The organism is Paenibacillus chibensis (assembly GCF_004001045.1).
Taxonomy (GTDB): domain Bacteria; phylum Bacillota; class Bacilli; order Paenibacillales; family Paenibacillaceae; genus Paenibacillus_AQ; species Paenibacillus_AQ chibensis.
In genome coordinates, this window is the sequence record NZ_BIMK01000018.1 from 24,704 (window position 1) to 50,965 (window position 26,262).

A 26,262-nucleotide genomic window follows, 5' to 3' on the forward strand; every position below is an offset into this window, starting at 1 on the left:
TCCTCCCCTTCATCCTAATCCCGTAAATTTCTGCCGGTAAGCGTCAGGAATACCGTTTCCAGCGTGGGCGCCTGTTCCGCCACGGACCGGATTTCCATGCCGCCGTCGATCAGCTGCTTCAGAATCTTGCTCAAGTTATCGACCGCGGCATCGCTTTGAATGCGGACCGCATGTTCATCCTGCTGCACACTGAGCACGCGGATGCCGGGAATGGATTGCAGGAGCGCAGGCTCCAAGCCGTCCAGCGTTTTCAGCCCGATCCGGATATCCTTCACGTCGGTAATGGTCGCCTTTAATTGCTCCTTGGTACCTTCGGCGATGATTTTGCCATGGTCCACGATCGCGATACGGGAACAGATTTCCTCTACTTCCTCCATGTAGTGGCTCGTATAGATGATCGTACAGCCTGTTTCGTTCAGCTTCCGGACCGACGTCAAAATATAGTTCCGCGACTGCGGATCGATGCCGACCGTCGGTTCATCCATGATGATCAGCTTCGGCTTATGGGCAATGGCGCACGCGATGTTGAGGCGGCGCTTCATGCCGCCGGAGAAGTTTTTCGGGAAGCTCTTGGCCTTGTCGCTTAAGCCCACGAATTCCAGCGCTTCCTCCACCCGCTCCTTCAGCTCGCTTCCGCGAAGTCCGTACAAACCGGCAAAAAAGCTGACATTCTCGAAGGCAGTCATATCCTCGTATATCGCCAGATCCTGCGGCACGATGCCGAGGTTCATTTTGGCGAAACGCGAATGCTTGGCGATGTCGCGGTCCAAGATTCGGATTTCGCCGCCGCTCGGCCGCAGCAGGGAGGATACCATATTAATCGTCGTGCTTTTGCCGGCCCCGTTCGAGCCGAGGAATCCGAAAATTTCTCCCTCCCGAACCTGCAGCGACATGTTATCCACGGCGAAGAAATCGCCGAATTTTTTGGTCAGGCCTCGCAGTTCCAATACGTTCATCATCCGCTCTCCCCATTCTTTTCTTATTCTTTTTCTTGGTTTCCCAATTTGTTATCTCATGCTCAGGCTTGCGTTGTTATCGATTGTATTTTCATCGTCATCGTCCGCGTTGATCGCGTCCGTTTCATGGTTCCATCTTACAAAAAAAGGATGCCCTTACGTCAGTGCATAAGTTCATCCTTGCGATATGAGAAATTTCATGTTTTTTCATGAGCTTAAGGCGCGTCCCCGGCAAAAGCCGGCATGAACATCTTCATCCCCGGCCGTAAGGGATCAGCGTCGTCACCGTAAATCCCGAAGAGCCGTCGGCGATGACCGTCCCGCTCACCGAAGCGGTCCGCTCCTCCATGCCGAGCAGACCGAGACCCTTTACGATCTGGCCCGCACCCTTTCCGTTGTCCGACACCACAGCCTGAATGAAGCGGTTCAATACGCGGACCTCGACGTTCACGGCGGTCGCCGAAGCGTATTTGGCCGCATTCGTCAGGCATTCGATCACGTTTTCATGTATGATTTTCCACTGCAGCGGCGTGATGGCTTCCATATTCCCTTCATGGACCACGATTGTGCGCAGATCGGACTGCATGCCGAAAGACTCCACCGCCGACTTCAACCGGTTCAAGCCGAGCTGCTCGACCAGCGGCTTGTTGTTTTTCAGGGTGAGACGGATTTCCTCGATGCCTTCCTTGGATATGCCGATCGCGTTTTGGAGCAAGGTGCCAGCCATGGCCGGATCGCTGTTCAGCAGCCGCTTGGCCGCCTCCATCTGGATAAGCGCTCCCGTCATCGCGTGTCCGAGCCCGTCATGGATTTCCTGCGCGAGCCGGTTACGTTCCTCCAGCTTGACCATGTATTCCGAGGTTCGGGCGAACATGTCGTTGTCGTTCTGTTTTTTGGCCAACCGCTGCACGTCCCGGCGCAAACGGTCCATGGCATCCTCCTGCCGGTTCGCCTTGGCCGTGTAATGGCCGATTAGCGCATAGTTTACGAAGGTGAGCATCGCGATGAAAACATAGCTTATGAGTTCGTGGCCCCGAAGCGCAAAACCCGGCAGCACCAGCATGGCCAGCAAGGGCGCATACCGCCGTCGCCCATCCAAAAGCATGGTCAGCTCACACAGGCTCAGCGGAAGCAAAAGAATGAAATTCGGCTCTTCCCTCCATGCGCAGCCGATGGTGTAAGCCAAAACCGCAAAAAGCAGCGCTCTTTTAAGCCGGGCATTCTTCACGATATGGAGCGCCAAGTTGAGGGCAGCATAAATCAACACGAGCAGCACCATCCACCGGCTCGGCTCCCGATCGGAAAAATACGTAACGATCACGACATATAACAGCACGATCGCCTTGTTGCCGATTGTCCATAATTCCATCCCCTGCCACGGTCTCCCCTCTTACCGGATCTTTCCCGTCAGATAATAGATCGCGATCTGCGTACGGTGCGAAAGTGCGGTTTTGTTCAGGATGGAAGTGATATAGTTGGCCGTCGTGCCTTCGGAAATAAACAGCTCTTTGGATATTTCCTTGTTGGATAGCCCCTGCGCGATGCGGGACATCACATCCAGCTCCCGTTCGGTAAACTGGCTGCGGTCGAACGGGAGCGCCCCTGTCTGCTCCGGTATCATGCTTGCGGTTCCTGCGCCGGCTGGCGAATTCTCCATCTGCTCCGGCTTTTGCTCCTGTCCGCCGCCCGCCATCTGGGATTTCAGCTTTTCCAGCACGACATCTTGCAGGACGCTATGTCCGTTATGTACGCTTTTGATCGCATCGCGAATCCGCTCCGGATCGTTATTTTTCAGCAGATACCCCTTCGCGCCGAAGCGGATGGCATCCAATATGTACTCATCGTCATCGAAGGTCGTCAGAATCAGTGGCTTGGCCGCGGTATGCCCGCTAATCAGCCTTGTCGCCTCCACGCCATTCATCTTCGGCATCCGTACATCAAGCAGAGCTACGTCCACCTCATGCGTCCTGCAAAAGTCTACGGCTTCCTGCCCGTCGCCGACCGTGGCCAGCACGTCGAACTCTCCAAAGGTATTTAAAATAATTTTCATCCCTTCGCGGATGAATGAATTGTCATCGGCTATCAACACGCGGATCTTCATGTTACTCCCCCTTGTGGCCCTATTGTACCCGACGGATGTATTTTATTGGAACAATAATTTCATGCCTTTCCTGCTTCATTCCCCCAAAAAAGAGCAGTTCATCTCCAGATGATCTGCTCTCCCTTTCGCGCTATCCCAGCTTCAGTTCATACACGGACTCTTCCTGCTCCGTATCCTCAAACCATTCGGTGCCGGCATATTCGAATCCGATCTTTTTCAGAATGTGATGCGAATCCAGGTTATTCGGGTCTACCGACGCGCTCACCCGCTTCACGCGGCCATTCTCCCTGGCCAGCTCCAGGCAGGCCCTTGCCGCCTCGGTGGCATATCCTTTTCCCCAGCTGGATCGGGCAAAATGGTAGATTAGCTCTACGTCCTGCACATCCCCCGATATATTAAATCCGCACGCGCCGATCACCTCTCCCGTCACCTTCTCCACGACCGCGTACACCGACAAGCCTTTGGCCTGATGGCAGTTGCGGTATCCCTGAAGGATCAAGGGCAGCTTGTCATGCGATGTGGCGCCAAGGCAGTACCGCATGACCTCCTCGTCTCCCCAAAATTTCTTGGCCGCTTCCGCATCGGCTTCTTCGAACGGACGCAGCAGGATGCGCTCGGTCTGACAACATACCTCCATCGGCTTTCCCCCTGTATCAAAGCATGAGAATGATGATTCTTTCCTTTATATTCGGAATGAAGCCATCGACTCCTGCAATCCCCGCGACGTCTCCTCCAGCCGTGCCGAGAGCGCGACCAGCTTCTCGCTCACCGCATGCTGCTGCGAGGACATGGCAGCCACCTCTTCCGTTGCGGCCATGGTTTCTTCCACGACGCTGCCAATGGAACCAATCGAGGAGGCCAGCATCTGCTGGGCGGCGGACACATCGTCAATGGAAGCCGAAGAGCCTTCGATCCTCGCGAGAACGTCATCCATCTGATGCTTGACGCTTTGAAAAATCGACGAGGCTTCCTGCACCGACTGCAGCTGTTCATCGTATACCGGCAGCACGGCGGTCAGCGATGCCACGGTATGCTCCACGCCGCGTGTGATGTCGCCGGTCATTTCCGCCGCCATCCGGATGGACTGCTTGGATTCTTCCGCCAGCAGGCGGATCTGATCCGCAACAACCATGAATCCGCGTCCGGCCGATCCGGCCCTCGCCGCCTCAATGGCCGCGTTCATCGACAGGATATTCGTCTGCTTCGTGATCGTATTCATGAGCTCAAGCAGCTTGTCGATCGAAGAGGCGTGGCCTTTGAGCTCCTCCGCACCGCGGACGATCTCGTGGCTGCGGTGGACGAGTTGGCCGGTTTTGTGTACCAGCTGCTTCATATAGTCCGCCCCTTGGCCGCTGGCGTCCCGCACGAGCGCAGCCGCGGACTCCACCATGCCGTTGGCTTCCGCGACCTGCGACATTTTGCCGGTCATCCCTTCGGCCAAGGTGTTCTCCGTCTCCGATTCGGCGGCCAGATGGGCGGCACCTTCCGCAATGCCTCTTGATGCCAAAGCCAGCTCGCCAGCCGTCATGGACGTGCTTCTCGATGCCTGCTGCAGCTCCCCCGCGGTATCCAGAACGGCCTGCGCAGACTCTTGGGTCTTCTGCACAAGCCCGGAAATATGCTCCATCATCCGGTTAAAGCTCTGTCCCAGCCGACCGATTTCGTCGCCTCGGCGAAACCGTGTCCTCACCGCGAGATTCCCGTTCTCCCCTTCCTCCATCAGCTTGCACAGCTTGCCGAGCGGCCTGCCGACGGAGCGTCCGGCATACCATCCGATCAGGAGCGCCAGCGCGACGGCAGCCACGATGACGATGATTGTCGCGTAGAGCAGCTTTTGCGTGCCTTTGACGAAATCGCTGACCGGCGCGTAGCCTACGAGCAGCCACTTCGTGGATCCGAGCGGTTTATAAACCACGAGCTGCTCTTCACCGTTCTCGCCTGCCGCCGTCAAGGAGCCCTCGTTCAGCCCGTCCGTCTTGCCAATTGGCAGACCGAAAGCTTGTCCGAGCTGCGAGCGGTCCACGGCGTGGACGATGTTTCCGGCCGAATCCAGCATGACCGTATGCCCGCTTTCCCCGAGCTTCAGTCCCGCGAGCATTTGATCCAAAGCCTGCTCCTTGATTTCGAATAAAAGAATATATTCCGCCTGCGGATCCTTCATGTTCCGAAGCAGCCTGCCCAAGGTTAAGGTCGGCTCCGCGTAGGCGCTGAAAAATCCTTTCTGCTGCGCGGGGAACCATACGGTTTGGCCCCCGGCGTCCGTAATGAGGCCGATATTGCGCTTGATCCCTTCATCCGAGCGCAGATTGCTGATGCCGCTCGATTTGTAGGACATGCTGTCCACGAGGCTCTTGGAGACGAGCCGGACGCCAAGCAGCCGGTCATCGGAGCTTTTGATGGAATCCAGCCTGCGGCGGATTCGCTCCTCGGCCGCGTTCTTTTCCACGATGCCTATGCCCGGTCTGCTGACGGTTTCCATATCGCTTTTGAGGGTGCTGTCCACCGCAAACTGGCGGGATAACCCCTCATACTGCTGAAACAGAAAATCCAGCTTATCCGCCGCCTGCGCAACAGCCAGCGTCGAAGAAGCAGATACCTGCTCTGTGATGATGCTTTTGGACGTTTGGTACGATATCAGCCCGACAGCAGCGGACAGCAGCACGACCGCCGCTACAATAATAAGAAACAGTTTTACGCCTATGTACGGAATCCGGAAACGCTGTTTTGTGATCAAAATTCTTTCCTCCTCGTCTTTAGCCGCAAAAAAGGTACAGCCGCGCATAAGCCATGCAGCAGCTGTACCTTCTTGATGTCGTAATGCAGATTAGCCTTTGCTTGCGCCTGAGGTCAGGCCGTCCACAAGCAAACGCTGCAGGAATATAAACAGGATCGTGATCGGAACGGCGATCAGGACGGATCCTGCGGCGAAGGCCGTGAAATTCGTGTTCTGGTTGCTGGCGACCATATCGTACAATCCGACGGCCAGCGTCCAGTTTTCCTTGGTGCGCAGCACGAGCCTTGCAAAGATATAGTCGACCCATGGACCGACGAATTGCGTCAGGGCCATGTAGGTGATCATCGGTCTGGATAGCGGCAAGATGATCCGCGTGAAGATCATCCAGTTGCTGGCGCCGTCGATTTTGGCCGCTTCGTCCAGCGTGCGCGGAATCGTGTCCAGGAAGCCTTTGGCGATGAACGTTCCGCCAAGAGGTGCCCCCGCCGCATATACGATCACAAGCGCCAAATGCGTGTCGAGCAAATGCCATTCCTTCAGCAGCAGGTAGATGGCGATCATGCTCATGAAGCCCGGGAACATGCCCAGGATCAGGATCGTGGACAGCGCTGTTTTGCGTAAGCGGAAACGAAACCTCGATAACGCATAACTCGTGAGCAGGGTCAGGAATACGCCGATGATCATCGATAACGTGGCGATCTTCAAGGTATTCAAGTACCATTGCCCGAACAGGATACTTTGAGAGTTAAACAGCTCCCGGTAGTGCTCAAGTGTAAAGCTCTCGGGAATCAAGGTTTTGCTGTACAGCGATTTGCCCGGGCGGAACGAGCCCAGAACAACCCACAACGCCGGATAAACCGCCCCGATCGACAAAATGATCAATACCAAGTAGCTAAGGCCCAGACGTACCCCTTTTCTCGCTTTGCGTCCGTTCATTGGATCATGTCCTCCTCTTTAAATGACTTGGTCCGGCGATAGTTGTAGATGGAGAACGAAGCGATAATCAGGAAGATAATAATGCCGACGGCCGAAGCCATGTTGTATTTGTTCTGATCCAGCGTCAGTTTGTACAGCCAGGTCACGAGCAAATCGGTCGCGCCTGCGTACTGGTAATCCCCGACGACCGGATTACCGCTCGTCAGCAGATAGATAGCGTTAAAGTTGTTGATATTGCCCGCGAACAGCATGATAAGCGTCGGCGCGGTCGAGAACAGCACCATTGGCAGCGTGACGATGCGGAATTTCTGGTAACCGCTCGCGCCGTCCATTTCCGCCGCTTCGTACATATCTTTTGGGATTGTCGTCAGGATACCCATGATCAGAATCATGGACACCGGAATGCCGACCCACATATTGACGACGATGACCGTTACTTTAGCCCAGAACGGATCGGTAAGCCAAGGAAGTCCGGCAAGCCCGAAATAGCTGAAATACTGGTTGATCGGGCCGAATTGGCCGTTAAACATATTCCGCATGACAAGCAGCGATATTAGCTGCGGAATGGCGTATGGTATAACCAGGATGGTCCGCCACAGACCCTTGAATTTGATGCCCTGCTGGTTGATCAGCAGCGCGACGAGCATGCCGCCCAGATACGTGGTCAGTGTGGACAGGACCGCCCAGATAATCGTCCAAGTTAATACACCAAAAAACGTATGGCTCCAGGTTTTCAGAGACAACAGGTCCCTGAACGTCTGAAAGCCGACCCAATCGACGAGCTTCGCCGGCGGAATGTGGTTCGGTGCTGAATAGTTCGTGAATGCCAGCATGATCATGAACATGATCGGCATGATCGTGAAGAACAAAATGCCTAAGGCCGGCAAAGAAAGAAAAGATTGCGCGAATTTATAGTCCAGAACATAACGGACCGATTGCTTAAAATCATTGGGCTTTCTGCCCTCTTCCCGGTTTCGCGCCGTTTTATAGGCATCCCGGATGTTCATAATATATACGGCAATGAACAATGCAAAAAACAATAACGTGATCAAGCTCTGAACCAAAATGAAGATGGAATGGTCTCCTTCGAGCCATTTTCCCTTTACCAATCTCCGCGGCTCATCGCCCAGGGTTACGATCCCCCATAAAGCTCTGCCTAAAGTGCCGCTGAAATAAAAAATGCCCCAAGCCTCGACAAGCAGGAAAACGATGCCCTTGATGATCTGGCGGTTATATATTTGTCCCAGTCCCATGCTGAAAATCGACAGTATCGTTGCCTTGATGCGGTACCCTTTCATCAGCCCTCTCCTCTCCCCGAACCCTAACGCTTTTTTTCGGGCGTACTCCCGTTTTGTGCAAATGCCGCCGATCGCGGCTGTTTGTTGCTTCCCAAGATATCCACTTCTTCCTTCGAACGGAAGGTCCTCACATCTTAAGGAGAACTACCCGCCGCTCCCCGAGCGGCGGGTAGGTTCACTATGGCTTGCACAGCGTGCTTCCAGGTATTACTTGGTTGCGCCGTTGTTCAGATCTTTGATTTGTTGAGCAGCCTTATCCATGGCTGTCTTCGGATCCGCATTGTTATCCCAGATTTCAGGAAGCGCCGCGTTCACAGGGCTCCATACGTTGCCCATTTCAGGAATGGAAGGCATTGGCTGCGAGTTTTTGGCTTGCTCTGCAAATGCGGATACATATGGATCGTTTTTGATTTGGTCGGATTCCAGAGCTTCCTTGTTTGTTGGAATGGAGCCGACCTTTTCGTTCAGCAGTAGCTGTGCGTCCTTCGTCGAAGCGAATTCAGCGAACAGTTGGGCTGCGTTCGGATACTTCGTAAAGGAGTTTACATACCAAGCTTTAATGCCGGAGAAGGAAATTGCTGTTTTGCCGCCGATCGTCGGAATCGGTGCTACGCCAAGGTTGTCGCCGAGCGCTTTTTTGTAGCCGCCAAGCTCCCAAGGTCCGTTGATATCCATCGCTACGTCGCCGGAGTTGAACAAGCTGCGCTTGATGTCCGGGTTGATGTCGCCGCTCTTTATAGGCAGGATGGATTTCAGCTGCTGGTACACTTTCAAGCTTTCCAGGGCGCCTTCATTGTTGATGCCGATATCGTCTTTATCAGTGCCGTTCTTGCCGAAGATATAACCGCCTGTCGTAGCGATGAACGGGTAGTTGAAGTACATGTTGCCCGTTTCCCACATGATGGCGTATTTTTTCTTCGCGTTGTCTGTAAACGTTTTGCCGAATGCCAATACGTCTTCAAACGACTTCGGAGCTTCCTTCAGGATGGACTTGTTGTAATAGAGGGCATAGGTTTCAGCCGCTCTCGGATATCCGTAAAGCGTGCCGTCATAGGAAGCGCCTTGTACGGAAGCCTCCGTATTGTTGTTGGTTGTCTCGTCTTTAAATGCATCGTTTGAAAGCAGAAGTCCTGCTTCAACCGCTCTGCCCAGGTTGTCATGCGGGAAGATCACGACGTCCGCAGCCAGTCCGGATGGTCCGTCCTGCGACAGTTTGGTTACTTGATCCGTCGGGGCAACTTCTTCGATTTTGACGGGAACGTTATATTTGGCCGTAAATTGTTTGGCGATCTCATCGGTGAACACTCTTTCGTCTTTACTTTCCCAAACGACGAGCGAAGCTCCGTCTTCAGGCTTCAGTGCTTCCGTGGTTGTTGATTCATCTTTGTTATCTGCCGGCGTTGTTGTCTCTGTATCCGTGCCAGTCGAGGAAGCCGGTTCCTCAGCTGTTTTGCTTGAACTGCCGCATGCCGTTATGGAGAATGCCATGGTCAGCGTTGCAGCCAGTGCCATAAATTGTTTCATTTTCATTTCAAAATAACCCCTCTCCAAGATTTATATTTGTACGCCCCTGATTTTAGCGCAAACGATTTCACAAAAAGGATGACGAGTCTATTTTTTATGTATACAGATTGAATTAAGGCTTGTTATTCCATGAATTCAATCTATGTTATAGACCGGGTATCTCAAGTTTTTGGTAAGTAAGCGCTTTAATCATGGGTTAATCATACACAACGCTTTATATTTTGTAAAAACGTTTGCACAGTATATTTTCAGCCATTTATGACATTGTGAAGCGGATTATCTCCCGTTTTCTTCCGATATCGCATAATACCTTTGTTTTTCTCCCGTTTTATTGCAGAACAACGGTGGAATAAGCTGGGACCATTACAATATTTTCGTGAATTGACGCGGTGCCGCTGCTGCTTCTGATCATGCTGGCGAAGGACGCCGTATCCGCTGAGTCCAGTTTGACTTCCTGTGATTGCCCCGACAGGTTGTGCAAAACTAGCACAGATTGCTGTGCGCTTCTGCGCACAAACGAAACGATGGCCGAATTTTGGGTGTCGACACTCTTCAGATCCCCATCGCGGAGCGCAGGCAGTTCATTTCGCCAGCCGATCAGCATCCGGTATGTGGACAGCAGTGAACCCTTTTGTCCTGTTTGGGTTTCCACGTTGGCATCCGCCTGATTCGTTCCGCTGACAGCAGCCTTTTCCCAAGTGGTCTGCCCCTTGTCCTTTCCGCTCCCGCTCCATGCGAACGGTTCACGGATATGCTCGTCAGGCTTCACGCCCTGCATGCCGATCTCTTCCCCGTAATATATAAACGGGTTGCCCGGGAGCGTCAGCAGCAAGGCCGCCGCCATTTTGGCATGATTGACATCGTTGCCGAGCTGGCTCATCACCCGGTCCTGGTCGTGGTTCGTCAAAAAGACGGCATCCACGAACTTGTTGCCGGATTTGTCCATATAGAATTGATTTGTGCGCTCCAGCGTAAATCCGAGATTGTTGTCCTTCTCTTGCTTGACCGCGCTGATGATATTCTCCGCAAGATTAAAGTCAAAAGCCGAATTAAAGGCATCGTTCAAATACGGGGCGATGGCGGCCGCGGATTTCTCCCATACCTCGCCGACCATATAAGCATCCTTGTTCACCGCATTCATGCTTCCGCGGAATTCCTGCCACCAGGCCTCATTCTTGGCTGTCGTAGCGGGGCTGCGGTCGCTTTGCAGATTTTCATAGATGTGCTTGGCCCCGTCGACCCGGAATCCGTCCACCCCAAGCTTCAACCAGAATTGCCCTACGTCTTCGATTTCCTTACGCACTTCCGGATTGTCGTAATTCAGATCCGGCATGCCTTCCCAGAACGTACCGAGATAATGGGCACCGCCGCGTTCGAACCACGGATTGCCGCTTCCTGCCGCACTCGTCCCGCTAGGCGCTACGCCTTGATCTTCTGCCCATACATACCAGTCGCGGTACTTGCTGTTTTTGTCCTGAGCGGCCTGGATGAACCATGGATGCTTCACGCTCGTATGATTGACGACCAGGTCCATAATGACCTTGATTCCGCGTTTATGCGCTTCTTCGACCAGCTTCTTCATGTCTTCCAGCGTCCCGTAATCCGGATTGATATTCCGGTAGTCGGTGATATCGTAGCCGTGATAGCTCGGGGACGGGTTGACCGGCATCAGCCAGATGCCTCCCACGCCCAGGTCATCATGCGTGTCCGGATTGCCGTCATTCAGATAATCCAGCTTTTCTGTCAATCCTCTGAGATCGCCGATGCCATCCCCGTTCGAATCATAAAAGGAACGGACGAACACCTCGTAATAAACGGTCGACGGCTGCTCGTGAATCTCGGCGGCCTGCGCCTTTTTTCCGTTCTCCGGCGCCGATTCCCCTTGATGCAGGGTTACGCCTGCCTCCTGCTTCGTCCCGTTCCCCTGCGCGATCGGCTTGCTATCCGATCCGGCCGGTTTATCCGGATGGCTGCAGCCTGCAATTAAAGAACCCGTTAACATCACGGCGCCCATGCCGGCTCCCCAACGCCGCCACGCCGCAGTTCCTGATTTTCTCACCATACATCCAGCCTCCCTTCTTTCGTTTAGCACATGCAGCCGGTTTCGAACAACCGGCATGCTTGCAACCAGGCTGTTCCAGCGAAACTTGCCGGCTTCTTGCTCTTGTGCTCTTCATTACGAAGAATACGATGCGCAAAAACGTTTGCGCAACCCCTTTTTTTCTTGAAATTTACATATCGCGTTTGGTAAAGCCCTCACTCAGGCAGAAGAAACGCGGATGCGCAGTGCATTGCATATTTTCTTGAAAATTTTCCGGGCGGTGAGGAACCATATTTACAAGCCAGAACCTTTGGATTAAGATAGCAAGTGTAAAATCAGCGTAAGAATCCCTCACAAGGTTAAGCCTCGTGTCGAGGCTGATGCAGGTATTCTGCTGGGCAAACGCTCAATAAACAAATTCAAATGGATAAGGCCAAACGCTTTATCCATGCCTCTGCCATGATGCCTAAAACACTCTTACGGCGCACCAGGCCTCGAATAGCCCTTTTTGCGTGTTATGCGTGGCTTTAAGCGTTTAAACTCTATCATCATAAAAGCGGGTGAAGATGTCCCCGTCTATCTAGGAACGCAAACGTTTCCACAGGGAGGTCACAATGTCTGTCACGATAAAAGATGTCGCCAAAAAAGCGGGCGTTTCTCCCTCCACCGTGTCCCGTGTGCTGTCGAATAACACCAGAATCAGCCGAGAAACGTCCCAAAAGGTCCGGGATGTCATGGAGGAACTCGGATATCATCCGAATATTATGGCCAAAAGCCTGGTGTCGCGCACCACGGAAAGCATCTGCGTGATTTTGCCGAAGCCGGCCGAGGAGCTGTTTCTGAATATGTTTTTCATGGAGCTGATTCGCGGTATCGTTACCCAGGCCAATCGCTCGGGATATGACGTGGTCATCAGTTCCGGTGGAAGCGAGCAGGAGGAAATCGAAGCCGTATCGCGCCTTCTGAAGGGCAAGCGGGTCGACGGCGCCATCCTTCTCTACTCCCGCAAGGATGACCGGGTGGTTGAATTCTTGAAGAATAACCAGTTTCCGTTCGTCCTTGTCGGAAGAAGCGAGAAATATCCGGATATTCTGTCCGTGGATAACGACAACGTCCAGGCTGCCTATGATGCCACCAAGCATTTGATTTCGCTCGGCCATCAGCGCATCGGCTTTGTCAGCGGTCCCCCGAATCACATCGTATCGCGCGATCGCATGAAGGGATACGTTACCGCACTGGACGAAGCAGGTCTTGCCATGCGCAAGGATTGGATCGTTGAAGGCGAATTTTTGCAGGAAAGCGGCTATCGGGCCATGTCCTTTTTCATGAATCTGCCGGAGAGACCGACTGCGCTCGTCGTTGTGGATGATCTGGTATCCCTCGGTGTTCTGCGCGGACTGCATGAGCTCGGATACAAGGTTCCCGAAGATCTGTGCATTGTCAGCTTTAACAATCTTTCCATTGCCGAGCTGTCGACGCCGCCTGTCAGCAGCATGGATATCGGCATTTATAATCTTGGCTATACCGCGTCGCAAGCCTTGATCCAGTCGATTCAGCATGACGGGGAGCAGCAGTTCCAGAAACGCCATATTATTCCCCATCGGCTGGTCATCAGAGAATCTTCGATCTATTCGCCGCCGAGGCCATCTTAAGCAAGCCCGTATGCTTCGCCGGAATGCCCGGCCCAATCCAACGAATTGCCTATCCGCGTTTTTATCGTCCTGGGTATTCGAAAAAACTACTTGACGACCGGGCCGGTTTAACGTTATTTTCAACTCAGAAGTACCCCGCTTCTCCTCTTGCCCGCATTCGCGGACAACGGAAGCATGTCATACAAATGTATTTCAATCCGTGGAGCATCTTTGGTGCTTCCTTTATTTTCAGAAATTGTTCAAACGTTTGCACAAACTCAAAGGAGGATTTCACCAATGACGCTTCACACTCCGATTCGCGCTTGTCTGTTCGATCTGGACGGCGTGCTTGTCGATACTGCGAAATATCATTATCTGGCCTGGAAACGGCTTGCCGAAGAGCTCGGCTTTGATTTTACGGAACAGGATAACGAACGCCTGAAAGGCGTAAGCCGGATGGCTTCACTCGACATTCTGCTCGGGATCGGCGGGTTAAACCTGGATGAGGAAACCAAGCTCGCCCTGGCCGAGAAAAAAAATGCATGGTACGTGGATTACATATCCCGTATGGATGAATCGGAGATTTTGCCGGGCGCGCTTGCCTTTTTGCAGGAGCTGAAAGCCGAAGGCATTCGGATCGCCCTCGGTTCGGCCAGCAAAAATGCGATGACGATCCTGAACAACACGCATATGGTGCCATATTTCGATGCCATCATCGACGGTACGAAAACGGCGAGCGCCAAGCCGGACCCGGAAGTATTTCTGCTGGGCGCGCAGGAGCTGAAGGTAGACCCGGCCGAATGCGTCGTGTTCGAGGATGCCGAAGCCGGGATTGAAGCTGCGATCCGCGCCGGAATGCGCAGCATCGGGGTCGGCTCCAAAGCGACGCTTGGCCGTGCCGATGACGTCGTGTCTTCGCTGCAGGAAATGTCGGCTAGCCGCCTGATGAAGCTGTTCCCGGTCCGCTAAATTCGGGATATTTCCCTGGAAATCGAAAATAAATGACATCAAGTTTTCGCAAAATATAGAAACCATCTTTCGGATTTGTTACTTACTATGCCTTCAAAAGGAGCCGGTTACTGTGAAGCAATATTTAAAGCTCGATAAATGGAATATTATCGAAGAGGATTTTCAACTGCATCAGCATGAAATCTCGGAAAGTATTTTCAGCATCGGAAACGGTTATATGGGCCAGCGCGCCAACTTTGAGGAGTCCTTCAGCGGACCTTCGCTGCAGGGCAGCTACATGGCCGGCGTCTACTATCCCGACAAGACCCGTGTCGGTTGGTGGAAAAACGGCTATCCGGAGTATTTTGCTAAAGTGCTGAACAGCACCAACTGGATCGGCATCGACATCGACATCGACGGCGTGAAGCTTGATCTTGCCGCCTGTACGGTAAAGGATTTCTCGCGGGTGCTGAACATGAAGGAAGGCACGCTGTCCCGCAGCTTCACCGCCGAGCTTGAGGACGGCAAGGAAGTGCGCGTGGAGGCGCTCCGCTTCGTCAGCATGACCCGCCATGAGATTGGTGCCATCCGCTATGCGGTTACCCCGCTGAACTTCAGCGGAACCTTGACTGTAACGCCATATCTGGACGGCGACGTGCAGAATAAGGACTCGAACTACGAGGAAAAATTCTGGACGGAAGTATTCAAGGAATTCGGCGAAAAGGATGCCGTGTTAACGGTCAAAACGAAAAAGCTCGACTTTCACCTGACCTCGGTCATGACCTTCGAAATCAGCAAAAACGGCGATCCGCTTGCCCTGCAGCCCGAGCACATCGAAAAAGAGAAGTATGTTGCCGCCCGCGTGCAGGTGGAAGCCGCCCAAAATGAACAAATCGTCATTTATAAATACGTTGCAAACGTGACTTCCCGCGATTACGGCTTTGGCCAGCTCGTCGATGCCGGACGCGCCGCGCTGCAAAGCGCCGTGGAGGCAGGCTTCCAGGAGCTGCATAAGGAGCAGATTCAAGCTTGGGCCGACAAATGGCGCGACAGCGATATCGTCATCGAAGGCGACGTGGCTGCACAGCAGGCGATCCGCTTTAACATTTTCCAGCTGAACCAGACGTACAGCGGCGAAGACGACCGGCTCAATATCGGACCGAAAGGATTTACCGGCGAAAAATACGGCGGCAGCACCTACTGGGATACGGAAGCCTACTGCCTGCCTTTCTACCTCAGCACAGCCGACGCTTCCATCGCCCGCAATCTGCTGATCTACCGCTACAAGCACTTGGAAAAAGCAAAGGAAAATGCGCGCAAGCTCGGCTTTACCAAAGGCGCCCTCTATCCGATGGTGACGATGAACGGCGAAGAATGCCATAACGAATGGGAGATCACCTTCGAGGAGATCCACCGGAACGGCGCCATCGCTTACGCCATCTTCAATTACGTGAATTACACCGGCGATCTCGATTACCTCGGCCAATACGGCCTTGAAGTGCTCGCTGAAATTTCCCGGTTCTGGGAAGAGCGCGTCAACTATGTGCAGGCCAAGGATCAGTATGTGATGCTCGGCGTCACCGGACCGAATGAATACGAAAACAACGTCAACAACAATTGGTACACGAACCGTATTGCGTCATGGACCATGGAATACACGCTTGAAGTGCTCGACTACCTGCGCGAAAACGAGCCTTCCCGTTACCAGGAGCTGACGGATAAGCTGCAGTTGTCCGAAGAAGAAACCGCGAAGTGGCAGGACATCATCGACAAAATGTACTATCCGTTCGATCCGGAACGCGATGTCTTCCTGCAGCAGGACGGCTTCCTCGACAAGGATCTGACGCCGGTCAAGGATCTCGATCCGAAGCATCTGCCGCTGAACCAGAACTGGTCCTGGGACCGGATCCTTCGTTCGGCATACATCAAGCAGGCTGACGTCCTGCAAGGATTGTTCTTCCTGGGCGACCGCTACGACCTGGCCACGAAGAAGCGCAATTTCGACTTCTACGAGCCGCTGACGGTGCATGAGTCTTCCCTCTCCCCTTGCGTGCATTCTATTATCGCCTGCGAGCTGGGCTACAAGGAGAAGGCTTACGAAATGTACCTGCGCACCTCGCGCCTGGATCTGGATAACTACAATAACGACACCGAGGACGGCTGCCACACCACCAGCATGGCCGGCACCTGGATGTCCGTTGTTCATGGCTTTGGGGGCCTGAAGGTGAAGGACGGCGTCCTGCACCTGAATCCGTTCAATCCGGGCCACTGGAACTCCTTCGCCTTCAAGGTGATGTTCCGCGGTTCCCGCCTGAAAGTGACGGTTGGCGAGCATGACGTGCTCGTGACCAACGAATCAGAAGTTCCGGCCGATATCAACGTATACGGCAAGGATTACACGGTTGGCGGCATGGGGAACGTTAAAGTCACGCATTAAGACAGATGAACAGATCTATAAAAAGAGCTTTCCCGCGAGGGATAGCTCTTTTTCTTGTTTATAATAATACGAATAAACAATCCATCTTTAGGAGGGGATATTCATGGAATTGGCATTCATTCAGCTCATTTCCGTTCTCATGCTGATCATCAGTGTTTATACGATGTTCAGCGTCATCAGTCATGTTCACCGATCGAAAAAACATGATGAGGAATTGATTGCACTCCTGAAAAATATCCAGGAAAATAGCCCGCAAGGGATAAACGATTCTATTTACAACAAAAAACCGTAATCCTGCGCAGGATTACGGTTTCTCTATGCTGCCGATAGGAGCTGCTACACAGCACGCAGTGCCCCAAACGGAGGGCGGTCCGACGGTTTGCCGAACAGGTAGCCTTGAGCAAGATGTATGCCGGTGGTCCGGCAGAATTCGAATTCCTCCCGCCGCTCGATTCCCTCCGCAAGCACTTGCCCGCCGAATTTGTCCGCCCGGTCCATAATGCTCAGGATCAGCTCTCTTTTCGAAGCATCCTGGTCACAGCGGTCGATGAGGCTCCGATCGATTTTGACGTAGTCCGGCTTCAGCATGGACATCACTTCCAGGGTAGAATACCCTGAGCCTACATCATCGAGCGCTACCTTCATACCGTGGTCTCGGTATGTTTTAAATATTTTCAGAAGATGATCCATATCCTCGATTTGTTCCGTCTCCACCACCTCGAACACAAAATCCCGCGGATCCAGGTGGAATTTATCGATGGTTCTAAAGGTATGGCTGAGGCAATATTCGGGATTATATATGGATGAAGGCAAGAAATTGATAAAGCGTTTGATGCCCCGCGGCAACCACTGGGCGCTCGTCTCGATGGCCGATATGCGGGCCGCCCGGTCCAGGAACGAATGCATGCCGGTCTCCCTGGCGATTTCGAATAATTGATAGGGCTGAAATGGAACGCCGTTCGGTGCGGGACGCAGCAAAAACTCGAAGCCGACAACGTGTTCCGAAGCGTCGACAATCGGCTGCATATGGCTGGAGAATTGGCCCTGCTGGATAATTTCCACCACGTTCACATGATTCATTCTAGCCTTCATTTGGGCAAGCGAAATCCAGGGACTGTTCCTCTCATCCCGCCCTCTTCCCGTAATGGAAATATCTGTCGCCTCCACGACCTCTGTCGGAAGGGTATACAAACTGTGCACCAGATCAAGAAGCTCATCCTTGGTATCATACGATACAATGATTTCCTCAGCGCCTGTTTCCGATGCAAGCCGACTTTCATGAATTACTGCAGAGACCAGATGATGTCTAGGCTTGAATCGAACCCTTCCTTGATCCTCTACAGGTTGTATGGGGGCGCATCCGCTGCAGCTCATGTGGTTCCTCCTTGGCATATTTTGCCGAAAATTGTTGTCTTGATTATAGCACGGCGCCCACGGTTTGTGTGTGAGGTTTTGTTAAATTTAAACAAGTTTTTAACAAAAACAAGCCAGCGTTTAAGATTAAACGCCGGCTTGCTTCTTTGGCTATAACATATGTCACAGTTGACTTAAGGAATCATGATTTGCTGGCCGATTTTCAGGCCGCGGACATTGCTGATTCCATTGGCTTTTGCAATTTTCTCCCAGCTCACGCCGAACTGCAGTCCGATGCGGTACAGGTTGTCGCCTTTTTGGATGACATATACCTTACCGTTTGTGGACGGCTTGGAAGGTTCCGGCTTCGTTGTCGGTTTAGGATCCGGCTTGGTTGCAGGCTCGGACGGCTTGGTTGGTACTGAAGGTGTTACCGGTTTTTCCGGCTGAGCAGGCGTTGTCGGCTCTGTCGAAGGAGCCTCCGCTTTAACGGACAGATCCAGACTGTACTTGGCGAAGCCGTTGTCTGCAGCGCCAACGTAAGTCATGTTTTTACTTTTCGCTACCAAATCCTTCGCATCCGGCGAAGACGTGAACGTTACATTCAACTTCTTGTCGACCGGTGCGAACGACCAGTTATTGTCCGCGGACGGGTTGATGGTCTTATTGTCGCGGATGTAATCGATAATGACCTGACGGTTTTCGTCCGGAGCTGCCATGATGATGCGTTTGCCGTCCGGATTCGCCAATTTGGAAGACGAAGCGCGATAGTTGTTGGTTGCCACAACGAATTTTTGCTTCGGATCGATCGGCTTGCCGTTGTACTGCAGATTTTTGATGCGGTTTGCATCCGGGTTCACGACACTGCCCTTCAGATCATATTTGTTTGGCTGCGTAACGTCGATTTGATAGGTTACACCGTCAATCACGTCATAGTTGTACGTCGGGAAGTCGTTGTTGATCAGCGGCTGCTCCGTCGTTTTGGATGGATCGATCTGATTGAATTGGCCTGCGGACCATTCGAGCCAGTTTTTCAGTTCATCCCCGTTGACTACGACTGCATGTACGGTATTCGGGTATACATACAGGTCGGAAACGTTTTTGATGGCGATCGTTCCAGCCGGGATATTGGTATAGTAGGAAGCGCCGGAACGTCCGCCTGCTTTAAACGGCGCGCCTGCAGACAGAACCGGAAGGTTCTCGTATTCAGTGCCTTTCAGGTTCTTTTCCACGTACCATTTTTGTGCATTGGTTACGATTTGAATGGACGGATCATCTTGTACCAGCGCAAAATAGCTGTTGATCGGCGCAGTCGTCTCGCCTACGGGGCCACGAACGTAATCGATGGTCGCATCATGCTCGGTTTTGACGGCGTCGACGATTTCCTCATCGGCATCCACCAGCGCTTTTTTGTTCGCGACATCATATACGGCGCGGGTTTCGGTTTTGGAGCCGCTCACCTTCCACTTGCCGTCTACTTTTTCAAGATCCAGATCGATGATGCCGAGGTGATCTCCCCAGTATCCCGGCTCAACGGACGGAACACCGTTGATCGTTCCCTTGTCCAGGTCAACGCCCTTTTTGCCTTTGAACTCGGCGCTAGGGAATGTCTTGTGGGCATGTCCGAACATGATCGCGTCGATGCCTTCCACCTGGCTCAAATAAAGCACGGAGTTCTCCATCAGTTCGGTTTGCGGAATGTCCTCAAAACCGGAGTGAGGGATGGCGACAATAATGTCGGCTCCTTCTTTCTTCATCTGCGGCACGAATTTCTTAGCTGTTTGGATGATGTCCTTGGCGATGACCTTACCCACAAGATTCGCGCTGTCCCACTGCATGATTTGCGGAGGAGCGAATGCGATCACGCCAACCTTGACGGTTTGCTCTTGACCGTTCTCGTCAATCACTTTCTTGTTCAGTATCGTATAAGGGGTAAAATAGTTCACGTCATTGCTGTCATCATTATCGCCGTCGTCCTTGTAAATGTTTGCGTTGACGATCGGGAAGTTGGCGCCTTTTTCGGCCAGTTTCAGAAAATCGAGTCCGTAGTTGAATTCATGATTTCCTACGCCGCCTGCATCATAGCTCATCAAATCCATCGCTTTATATACCGGATGGATTTCGCCCGGCTTCAGCGGGTTTACTTTTGCCACGTAATCTCCGAGCGGATTGCCCTGCAGCAGGTCCCCGTTGTCGAACAACAGGCTGTTCTTGGCTTCCTTGCGCGCATTGTTGATCAGCGTAGCTGTTTTGGCAAAACCATACTCGTCGGTAGGCTTGTCTGCATAATAGTCATAATTGACCATGTTGACATGCAGATCGGATGTTTCCATCAAGCGCAGCTTGACCTTCGAGGTTGCTGTGCTTCCGTCAGCATAAACTGCGAACGGAACCGCCAGGACATTGATGGCAACGGCGGCAGCGGTAATACTTTTTAATACTTTTTTACGGGACTTCGACATTTTACCCCTCCTAAAATATATACCTGAAAAGCAATGATGGCAGACCCTTCTTGTAACCGTTTACCTTAATAAACCAACGGTTAAATCTATGGCCGGGTCCAATAGTAGTTTATATCCAATCCAAGCCAAAATAAAGACAAAAACATCCATATGTAAAAAAATAATACCTGGGACACCGTCCCAGGTATTATACAATATTATACATACATTCTTTGGGCCTATGGGCCTATTCCGATATTCGTGTACTACTCGATCCACTCATGCTTTTCGCCACTGTCGGAGGTATACTCGATCCGCACCGGCTTGATCTTCAGAATGACATAATCCGGATCCTCCGGACCTGTGAACATCCCTTTGAACTCCGGCTTCCAGATTTGCTTGCGCAGCTCGTCGTCATCCGAAACGCGGCAGGTACCCTCGATTTCCACCACGTCTTTGGTGCCGCCTTTTTCATATCCAAGCAGCAGGGATACGTGCGGATTCGCTTCAAGCTCCTCCACCTTATGGGTTTTGCGGTCCGTCACCAGATGGATGCTAAGCCCCTGATTATAGAGCGCCATATAGCGCTGCTTGGGTCTGTTTCCTTCCACGGTGGCAAAAGAACAGAATTCGTTATGATCCATAATTTTTGTGATATTTTGTTCCATTACGATCTTGGCTTCCATCTCAATCCGTCTCCTATCCGTTGGTATAATGGCTAAAATGCGCGTATATCTAGTGTACCCTTTCCCCAATGGGATGAACCGCGGCCGGTCATAATTTTTCAGAACCGATATACGCTGGGGGTATTGCTTGGTATGATGGTAAGACAGTGCCTAAAGGCACAATCACCCCTCATAAAGGAGTTCATCATGAAACGGTTATTATGGATCGGCTGCTTATCCTACTTTTTGATCGGTCTGGCTCATGTCGTGCTCGGCTCGGTGCTACCCGTGCTGCTCGAGCATTACGGCCGTGAATACAGCGAAGGCGGGACGCTCATCTTCACCCAGTTTGCCGGTTTCCTGGCCGGGGTGCTCGTCTCTCCCATCCTCAACAAGCGCTTCGGCAAAAGAGGCGGCCTGCTGATCGCCGTCGGGCTGCTGTGCGTGGCGGAGCTCGCCTACATGCTGCTGCCTCCTTGGGAGTGGCTGTACCCGATTGCCACATGCGCAGGCTTTGGCTTTGGTATGATTGAAGCGGTGATCGGAACGATCATCATCGCAGCGATTACCGAGAAAACGGCGGTAGCCATGAGCCGCCTTGAAGTCTTCTTCGGCGTTGGAGCCATGGTCATGCCGCTGATTGCCAGCGGACTGATTACGCAAGGCTGGTGGCGATTCTCCTTCCTTGTCATATCGTTGTTCTCGCTCGTTACGTTTCTGTTCTGGTCCAAGAGCTCTTTCGGCCAAGTCGATGACGTACTGAAGAAGCCGGCCGGGACCCGCGGCGAAGCCACCCAGGATTCGGAAGTCCGAAAACCTTTTCCCTACCCGGGAAAATCGCTATGGCTTCTGCTCCTCTTTATCCTTTTCTTCTTTATTTATGTCGGTACCGAAATGAGCCTTGCCAACTTCATGCCTGCCATTCTGATCGAAAAATTCGGCATGAAGGAAGCCGGCGCCGCGCTCAGCGTGACCTGCTTCTGGATCGCCATGTCCGTGGGCCGGATCTTCGCCGGCGTGATCGCCGAACGCATTCATTACCGCGTATATGTGCTCAGCAGCTGCGTGGTGACACTGATTCTGCTCGCGATCTTCCCTATGACCCGTGGCGTGGGCTCGGCCTTTATCGTTATTCTGCTGCTGGGCTTATTCATGTCGGGCATCTTCTCCATCGCGCTCGTGTTCGCGAGCAAAATGCTGGCCGGCAGCGAAGAATCCACCCCCAGCGTTCTAATCGCTTCCGGAGGCGTCGGCGGGGCTCTGATTCCGCTGTTCATCGGCTGGAGCATGGATCATCTTCAGGTCAATCAGACCTCCTGGATGCTGGCGCTGTTTACGCTTCTCATGGTACTCATCAGCTTTGCAGCATTCCAGATTCAGCGCAAGCAGGGGATACGTCAAGAACAGCGCACGGTTCAGGCCGGATCCTAAGCATACTTACTCATCCATAAGCGTTCCGGTAACCCCGGAACGCTTATTCGTTATCTCATCTTGGAGATGCCGCCGCTGATCAGATTGACCTTCACGTCAATCTGTCCAATGCTTTCCGAATCAAGCGGCAATTGGTTGTTATGACTCCATTTCTTCCATTCCTTCGGCATGCTGCGATGGAGTACGCCGGATAGCCCATAAACATCCGCATCCATTTCCAGCCCCTTCTGATAGGTTTTCATGATTTGGCCTCGGATTTCTTTAATCGCCTCCAGCTCGAGTTTTTTCTTGTGAAGTCTTGTGCTCAGCTGCGGAAGGGTAGCTTGCATGGATACCTTGATATCGAAAACCGGCTTGCCCCGGCTTATTCTAGGACGAATGGACGGCTTAATTTTATTCATGACCATCATGGCCTCCACTTCTTTGTGATGCATGATCGCGAGCGGCGTCCTTTTTGTTTTTCGCTCCAGCCACCGGAGCCCCAGAATGTCGCCATCGTCAATACATCCCTTCAGCTTCTGATCATTCAGCACGCAAACCCCGGACATGCTAATATTGGGCGAAGGCTTCTGGTTATCCGTCCAACCCTTCACGATTCTGATGAAAGGCAGCAGAACCGCTTCCCCCTCCTCCTTCCACTTCCATATGAATTTGTACAAGTATATCGGCGCCACCATGGAGCTCTGCTCATAGGTGCGCATCGGACTATTGAGCTGCGAATAAATAACCGACAGATCGCTGATGGAAGAGGTATTCAGCACTTCTTCCAGCGGATCCTTGGTCGCCATAATCCATACCGTATACCGAAATTCGTAGTAACGGTCCCACACTTCAAGCACTTCTTTGATCAGATTGTGCTTCAGTGCCGCTTCACTGAATACGACCGTTTTGACATTGCTCCAAATAATCCGCTGCGGGCTTGAAGCATATAAATTAAAGATCGCGGTATCAAATGAATCGCCCTCCGCTCTCCCCACGGACGTCTTCTGCGGTTGGGATTGCCCCGACTCTTTCTTGGCTATGCCGCTGAAATTCACCATCTGAATGTAGATGACTACTTTGCCTTTTACGTAATCGACGCCGACTGTATTCGCATAGATCATGTGCTCGATTTCCTTGGCTCCCCAGCAGCCTGTAAGAAGCGTGGAGAACAGGATCGCGACAAGCACGCATCTGAATATTTTCATGACCACCCTCATCCTTTGTTGTCCGGGTTGTCGGAGGTGAATTTCTCCTTGCCCCACGGCATCCTGAAAATAACCTTATAGATATCCTTGAATCTCGGGGGAGATATAGGCGTCAGGTAGTAGGTTCCGAATGAGCGCAGATTGACCATGAAAAGAACGAGCGCCAACAGGCTGACCAGCGTGCCGAATAGCCCGAGAAACCCGCTGATGAAAAGTACGGCCATGCGGACCAGACTCACCATGCTGACTAAAGGCTGATTGACGAGCGTATAGGTGGAGAGTACGGAAATCGCCGTGATAACAATCGTTCCGGGAGCCGCAATGCCGGCACTGATGGCGGCTTGGCCGATAATCAGCCCGCCTACGACCGACATGGTTTGGCCGAACGAGGAGGGCAGCCGCATTCCCGCTTCCCGGAATATCTCAAACAAAAGGAGGCTGACCACCGCTTCCAACGGGACCGGCAGGGGTACGCCCTGTCTTGAATTCACGACCGTTGCAAGCAGCGTAAACGGAATCTGGTCTTGATGGAACGTCATGATGGCTGTTCAGAACCCTGGAAGAAAAATCGAGAGCAGGACCCCGCATATCCGTAAACACCTCGCGAACGCGACGAAAATATTCGCGTAATGGGCATCCTCCGACGTATTGAGCAAAAAGGTGAACGTCGCCGGTCCGATAATCACCGTCGGCGAACCCGCCATCACCAGCAGAAACTTGCCGTGAAGGAGCGAATTGGCGGCATAATCCGGCCTTCCGGTAAAGGACAGCAGCGGGAAAAAGGAGAATCCCATCAGACTTTCTTCGAGCTGCGTATTGCTGACGATCCCCTTGACCTTCACATGTGACAGCTTCGTCCTGATTTCATCCAGAACATGCGGCTTGACCGTATCTTTCAAATACAGCAGATACACCTTCGTCGCCGTCTGGGTTCCGACCGTATATCCTTCGACGGCCAGCAGATCGGTCTTGATCCTTCTCCGGATCAGTGCGATGTTGGTAAAGGCGTCCTCGATGAAACCGTCTCTTGGCCCCCGGGTGGAAATTTCCGTATTCGGCTCCTCCGGCTGCCGTTTGGGCGGGCTGGCCAGATGAACCGAGTAAGCCCGGTTGGAAGGCATAAAGATAAGCAGGAGATCGCCGTCCAGCACGGTTTCACTCATCAATGCTTCCGCTTGATCCGTTTGAAGGGGATTCAACTGAAACGGAATTTTTTGCAGAAGGTCCATTTCATCCGACTGAAAAATATCCTCGGGGATATTTTTCAATTCAGGAATAATGTACTGCTCCACCTTATTGATATCGCACAGTCCTTCACAATACACCAGGTGGACGTTATAATCCGAGTTTGCCAAACAGATGGTTCTTTTCGTAATATCCACGCTTGATCCGAATAGGCGTGCAGACACCTCCTCCAGCGGCGGCACTTCCTTCCGATAACGATTCATGACGTCACCTTTCCTTTCAGGCGGGCCAGTCCGATGAGCCCGGCAATAATAATGGAAAAAATCAGCATCCCCCACATGGAAAGCGGAAGCACGTAGGAGGACATCATTCTCAGAAAAAATTGATCGCTAAACGGAATGACCGTGAATCCGATCACGCTGAGAGACAAGCAGACCAGCGTCCACAGCTTTCCCTTTTTGCCGCGGATCCGAAAGATATCAAGAATAAGAAACATCGCGAGGGAAATGCGCAGAAAAGCTCCGCTGAACCATTGGTACACGCTAAAGAAGTCCATATGCTCGATATAGCGCCCGATCATCAGCAGTCTCCATTCCTCATAAGCCGGAAAGCGAAGCTTATCCGCCTCATCCGGACCAAATTCAACAATCGCACCGGTTACCGGACCGATGGTGAGCCCCAGCAGCAGGAGAATCATAATGATGAAAGACAGATAGGATAACCGTTTCCGGATATGATGCTGCATAAAAATCAGCATGATGACTTCTACAAAGCCGGCTCCTACGTAAAGCGCTCCATCCCATACCGGCTGCATGCCGTGTTCCATGATCGGTCTCAAGAGGGAATAGTCCTATGGGGCATATTCGACAGCATGACAAAGAAACCCAGCAAAACCACTATAGGCAGCAAAATCCCGGCCGTATTAGCTAAGGAATGGATTCCCAGATAGGCATTGACCGCCGAAATCAGAAGGAAGATCACCGTGAAAACGATAATGGGCATCTCCGGAGAAAAGGTCAGATGAATCCAGTACACGGTGTCCCGGGCGGTAAGGGCACAGATGGCAAACAGATATACGCCAGCCACGACGGCCAGAATACGCCCCACGATCGGATGGTAGGCCTTGGACAAAAGCTCGAACAGATGCTGCTTATGCACTTTGGTAATGCCGAGATACAGGATGAATACCCATACCAGCGCGCAGGCCGCTGCCAGCAGTACCGACAGCCAGGAATCCCGTTTGGCTGCATCCAGCAGTACCGACAGCCAGGAATCCCGTTTGGCTGCATCCAGCAGGATGGGAATAACGATCACGTGGTTCAAGAGCCCCGTACTCAACATCATGATCATGACCGATTGAGCAAACGAAATTTTTGTATTCATCTTCCTCTTCC

At 52.5% G+C, this 26,262-nt stretch carries 20 protein-coding genes and 1 pseudogene; 5 read left to right on the forward strand and 16 right to left on the reverse strand.

All coding sequences use genetic code 11. From position 1 onward, the window contains the following. Window positions 1-14: 14 nt before the first annotated feature. The 9 genes from PCH05_RS15550 to PCH05_RS15590 form a co-directional block, all read right to left on the reverse strand. Window positions 15-956, reverse strand: a complete 942-nt coding sequence (locus PCH05_RS15550; RefSeq protein WP_127603479.1) for an ABC transporter ATP-binding protein — start codon at window positions 954-956, stop codon at window positions 15-17. 253 nt (window positions 957-1,209) lie between these two features. Further along, window positions 1,210-2,325 carry a sensor histidine kinase gene (locus tag PCH05_RS15555; RefSeq protein WP_127603481.1) on the reverse strand — a complete coding sequence of 372 codons (1,116 nt, stop codon included), beginning with the start codon at window positions 2,323-2,325 and terminating at the stop codon, window positions 1,210-1,212. Between the two features lie 21 nt (window positions 2,326-2,346). Then, on the reverse strand, window positions 2,347-3,057 hold the full coding sequence (locus PCH05_RS15560) for a response regulator transcription factor (protein WP_127603483.1): 711 nt from the start codon (window positions 3,055-3,057) through the stop codon (window positions 2,347-2,349). Window positions 3,058-3,187: 130 nt separating this feature from the next. Continuing rightward, complete coding sequence (locus tag PCH05_RS15565; protein ID WP_127603485.1) at window positions 3,188-3,694, reverse strand: GNAT family N-acetyltransferase; 507 nt, start codon at window positions 3,692-3,694, stop codon at window positions 3,188-3,190. A 45-nt stretch (window positions 3,695-3,739) separates the two neighbouring features. Beyond that, window positions 3,740-5,791: a methyl-accepting chemotaxis protein gene (locus PCH05_RS15570; RefSeq protein WP_127603487.1), complete on the reverse strand. Its 2,052-nt coding sequence runs from the start codon at window positions 5,789-5,791 to the stop codon at window positions 3,740-3,742. A gap of 90 nt (window positions 5,792-5,881) precedes the next feature. Further along, entirely contained in the window at window positions 5,882-6,727 is an 846-nt protein-coding gene (locus PCH05_RS15575; RefSeq protein WP_127603489.1) for a sugar ABC transporter permease, read from the reverse strand. Next, window positions 6,724-8,025, reverse strand: a complete 1,302-nt coding sequence (locus tag PCH05_RS15580) for a carbohydrate ABC transporter permease (RefSeq protein ID WP_127603491.1) — start codon at window positions 8,023-8,025, stop codon at window positions 6,724-6,726. The genes PCH05_RS15575 and PCH05_RS15580 overlap by 4 nt, the downstream gene beginning before the upstream one ends. A 207-nt stretch (window positions 8,026-8,232) precedes the next feature. Further along, entirely contained in the window at window positions 8,233-9,555 is a 1,323-nt protein-coding gene (locus tag PCH05_RS15585) for a sugar ABC transporter substrate-binding protein (RefSeq protein ID WP_127603493.1), read from the reverse strand. 322 nt (window positions 9,556-9,877) lie between these two features. Continuing rightward, window positions 9,878-11,611: an alpha-amylase family glycosyl hydrolase gene (locus PCH05_RS15590; protein ID WP_246049612.1), complete on the reverse strand. Its 1,734-nt coding sequence runs from the start codon at window positions 11,609-11,611 to the stop codon at window positions 9,878-9,880. Window positions 11,612-12,204: 593 nt separating this feature from the next. Between PCH05_RS15590 and PCH05_RS15595 the strand changes: the two genes are divergently transcribed. From PCH05_RS15595 to PCH05_RS15610, 4 genes are all read left to right on the forward strand, one after another. Then, a complete protein-coding gene (locus tag PCH05_RS15595; RefSeq protein ID WP_127603495.1) occupies window positions 12,205-13,242 on the forward strand; it encodes a LacI family DNA-binding transcriptional regulator in 1,038 nt (345 codons plus the stop codon). A 276-nt stretch (window positions 13,243-13,518) separates the two neighbouring features. Beyond that, on the forward strand, window positions 13,519-14,190 hold the full coding sequence (pgmB, locus tag PCH05_RS15600; protein WP_127603497.1) for a beta-phosphoglucomutase: 672 nt from the start codon (window positions 13,519-13,521) through the stop codon (window positions 14,188-14,190). Between the two features lie 112 nt (window positions 14,191-14,302). After that, window positions 14,303-16,606 carry a glycoside hydrolase family 65 protein gene (locus PCH05_RS15605; protein WP_127603499.1) on the forward strand — a complete coding sequence of 768 codons (2,304 nt, stop codon included), beginning with the start codon at window positions 14,303-14,305 and terminating at the stop codon, window positions 16,604-16,606. Window positions 16,607-16,709: 103 nt separating this feature from the next. Next, entirely contained in the window at window positions 16,710-16,898 is a 189-nt protein-coding gene (locus tag PCH05_RS15610; protein ID WP_127603502.1) for a hypothetical protein, read from the forward strand. 44 nt (window positions 16,899-16,942) lie between these two features. Here PCH05_RS15610 and PCH05_RS15615 read toward each other — a convergent pair whose 3' ends face one another. The 3 genes from PCH05_RS15615 to PCH05_RS15625 all read right to left on the reverse strand — a co-directional run bounded on the left by PCH05_RS15615 (window position 16,943) and on the right by PCH05_RS15625 (window position 21,086). Next, a complete protein-coding gene (locus PCH05_RS15615; protein WP_127603504.1) occupies window positions 16,943-17,980 on the reverse strand; it encodes an EAL domain-containing protein in 1,038 nt (345 codons plus the stop codon). Between the two features lie 173 nt (window positions 17,981-18,153). After that, window positions 18,154-20,421: a bifunctional 2',3'-cyclic-nucleotide 2'-phosphodiesterase/3'-nucleotidase gene (locus PCH05_RS15620; RefSeq protein WP_127603506.1), complete on the reverse strand. Its 2,268-nt coding sequence runs from the start codon at window positions 20,419-20,421 to the stop codon at window positions 18,154-18,156. Between the two features lie 245 nt (window positions 20,422-20,666). After that, a complete protein-coding gene (locus PCH05_RS15625; RefSeq protein ID WP_127603508.1) occupies window positions 20,667-21,086 on the reverse strand; it encodes a pyridoxamine 5'-phosphate oxidase family protein in 420 nt (139 codons plus the stop codon). A gap of 186 nt (window positions 21,087-21,272) precedes the next feature. Here PCH05_RS15625 and PCH05_RS15630 point away from each other — a divergent pair, with 186 nt between their 5' ends. Continuing rightward, window positions 21,273-22,496 (forward strand): MFS transporter, encoded by a 1,224-nt coding sequence (locus PCH05_RS15630; RefSeq protein ID WP_127603510.1) that lies wholly within the window; start codon window positions 21,273-21,275, stop codon window positions 22,494-22,496. Between the two features lie 50 nt (window positions 22,497-22,546). Here the strand turns inward: PCH05_RS15630 and PCH05_RS15635 are convergent, their stop codons facing one another. The 4 genes and pseudogenes from PCH05_RS15635 to PCH05_RS27925 all read right to left on the reverse strand — a co-directional run bounded on the left by PCH05_RS15635 (window position 22,547) and on the right by PCH05_RS27925 (window position 26,251). Continuing rightward, the gene (locus PCH05_RS15635) at window positions 22,547-23,683 is read right to left on the reverse strand and encodes a Ger(x)C family spore germination protein (protein ID WP_127603512.1); all 1,137 of its coding nucleotides are present in this window, start codon (window positions 23,681-23,683) and stop codon (window positions 22,547-22,549) included. 8 nt (window positions 23,684-23,691) lie between these two features. Further along, window positions 23,692-25,131: pseudogene (locus tag PCH05_RS27715) on the reverse strand (spore germination protein). Further along, complete coding sequence (locus PCH05_RS27920; RefSeq protein ID WP_281278769.1) at window positions 25,128-25,706, reverse strand: GerAB/ArcD/ProY family transporter; 579 nt, start codon at window positions 25,704-25,706, stop codon at window positions 25,128-25,130. Before PCH05_RS27920 ends, PCH05_RS27715 begins: the two are co-directional and overlap by 4 nt. Then, complete coding sequence (locus PCH05_RS27925; protein WP_281278770.1) at window positions 25,703-26,251, reverse strand: GerAB/ArcD/ProY family transporter; 549 nt, start codon at window positions 26,249-26,251, stop codon at window positions 25,703-25,705. The genes PCH05_RS27920 and PCH05_RS27925 overlap by 4 nt, the downstream gene beginning before the upstream one ends. Window positions 26,252-26,262: the final 11 nt, after the last annotated feature.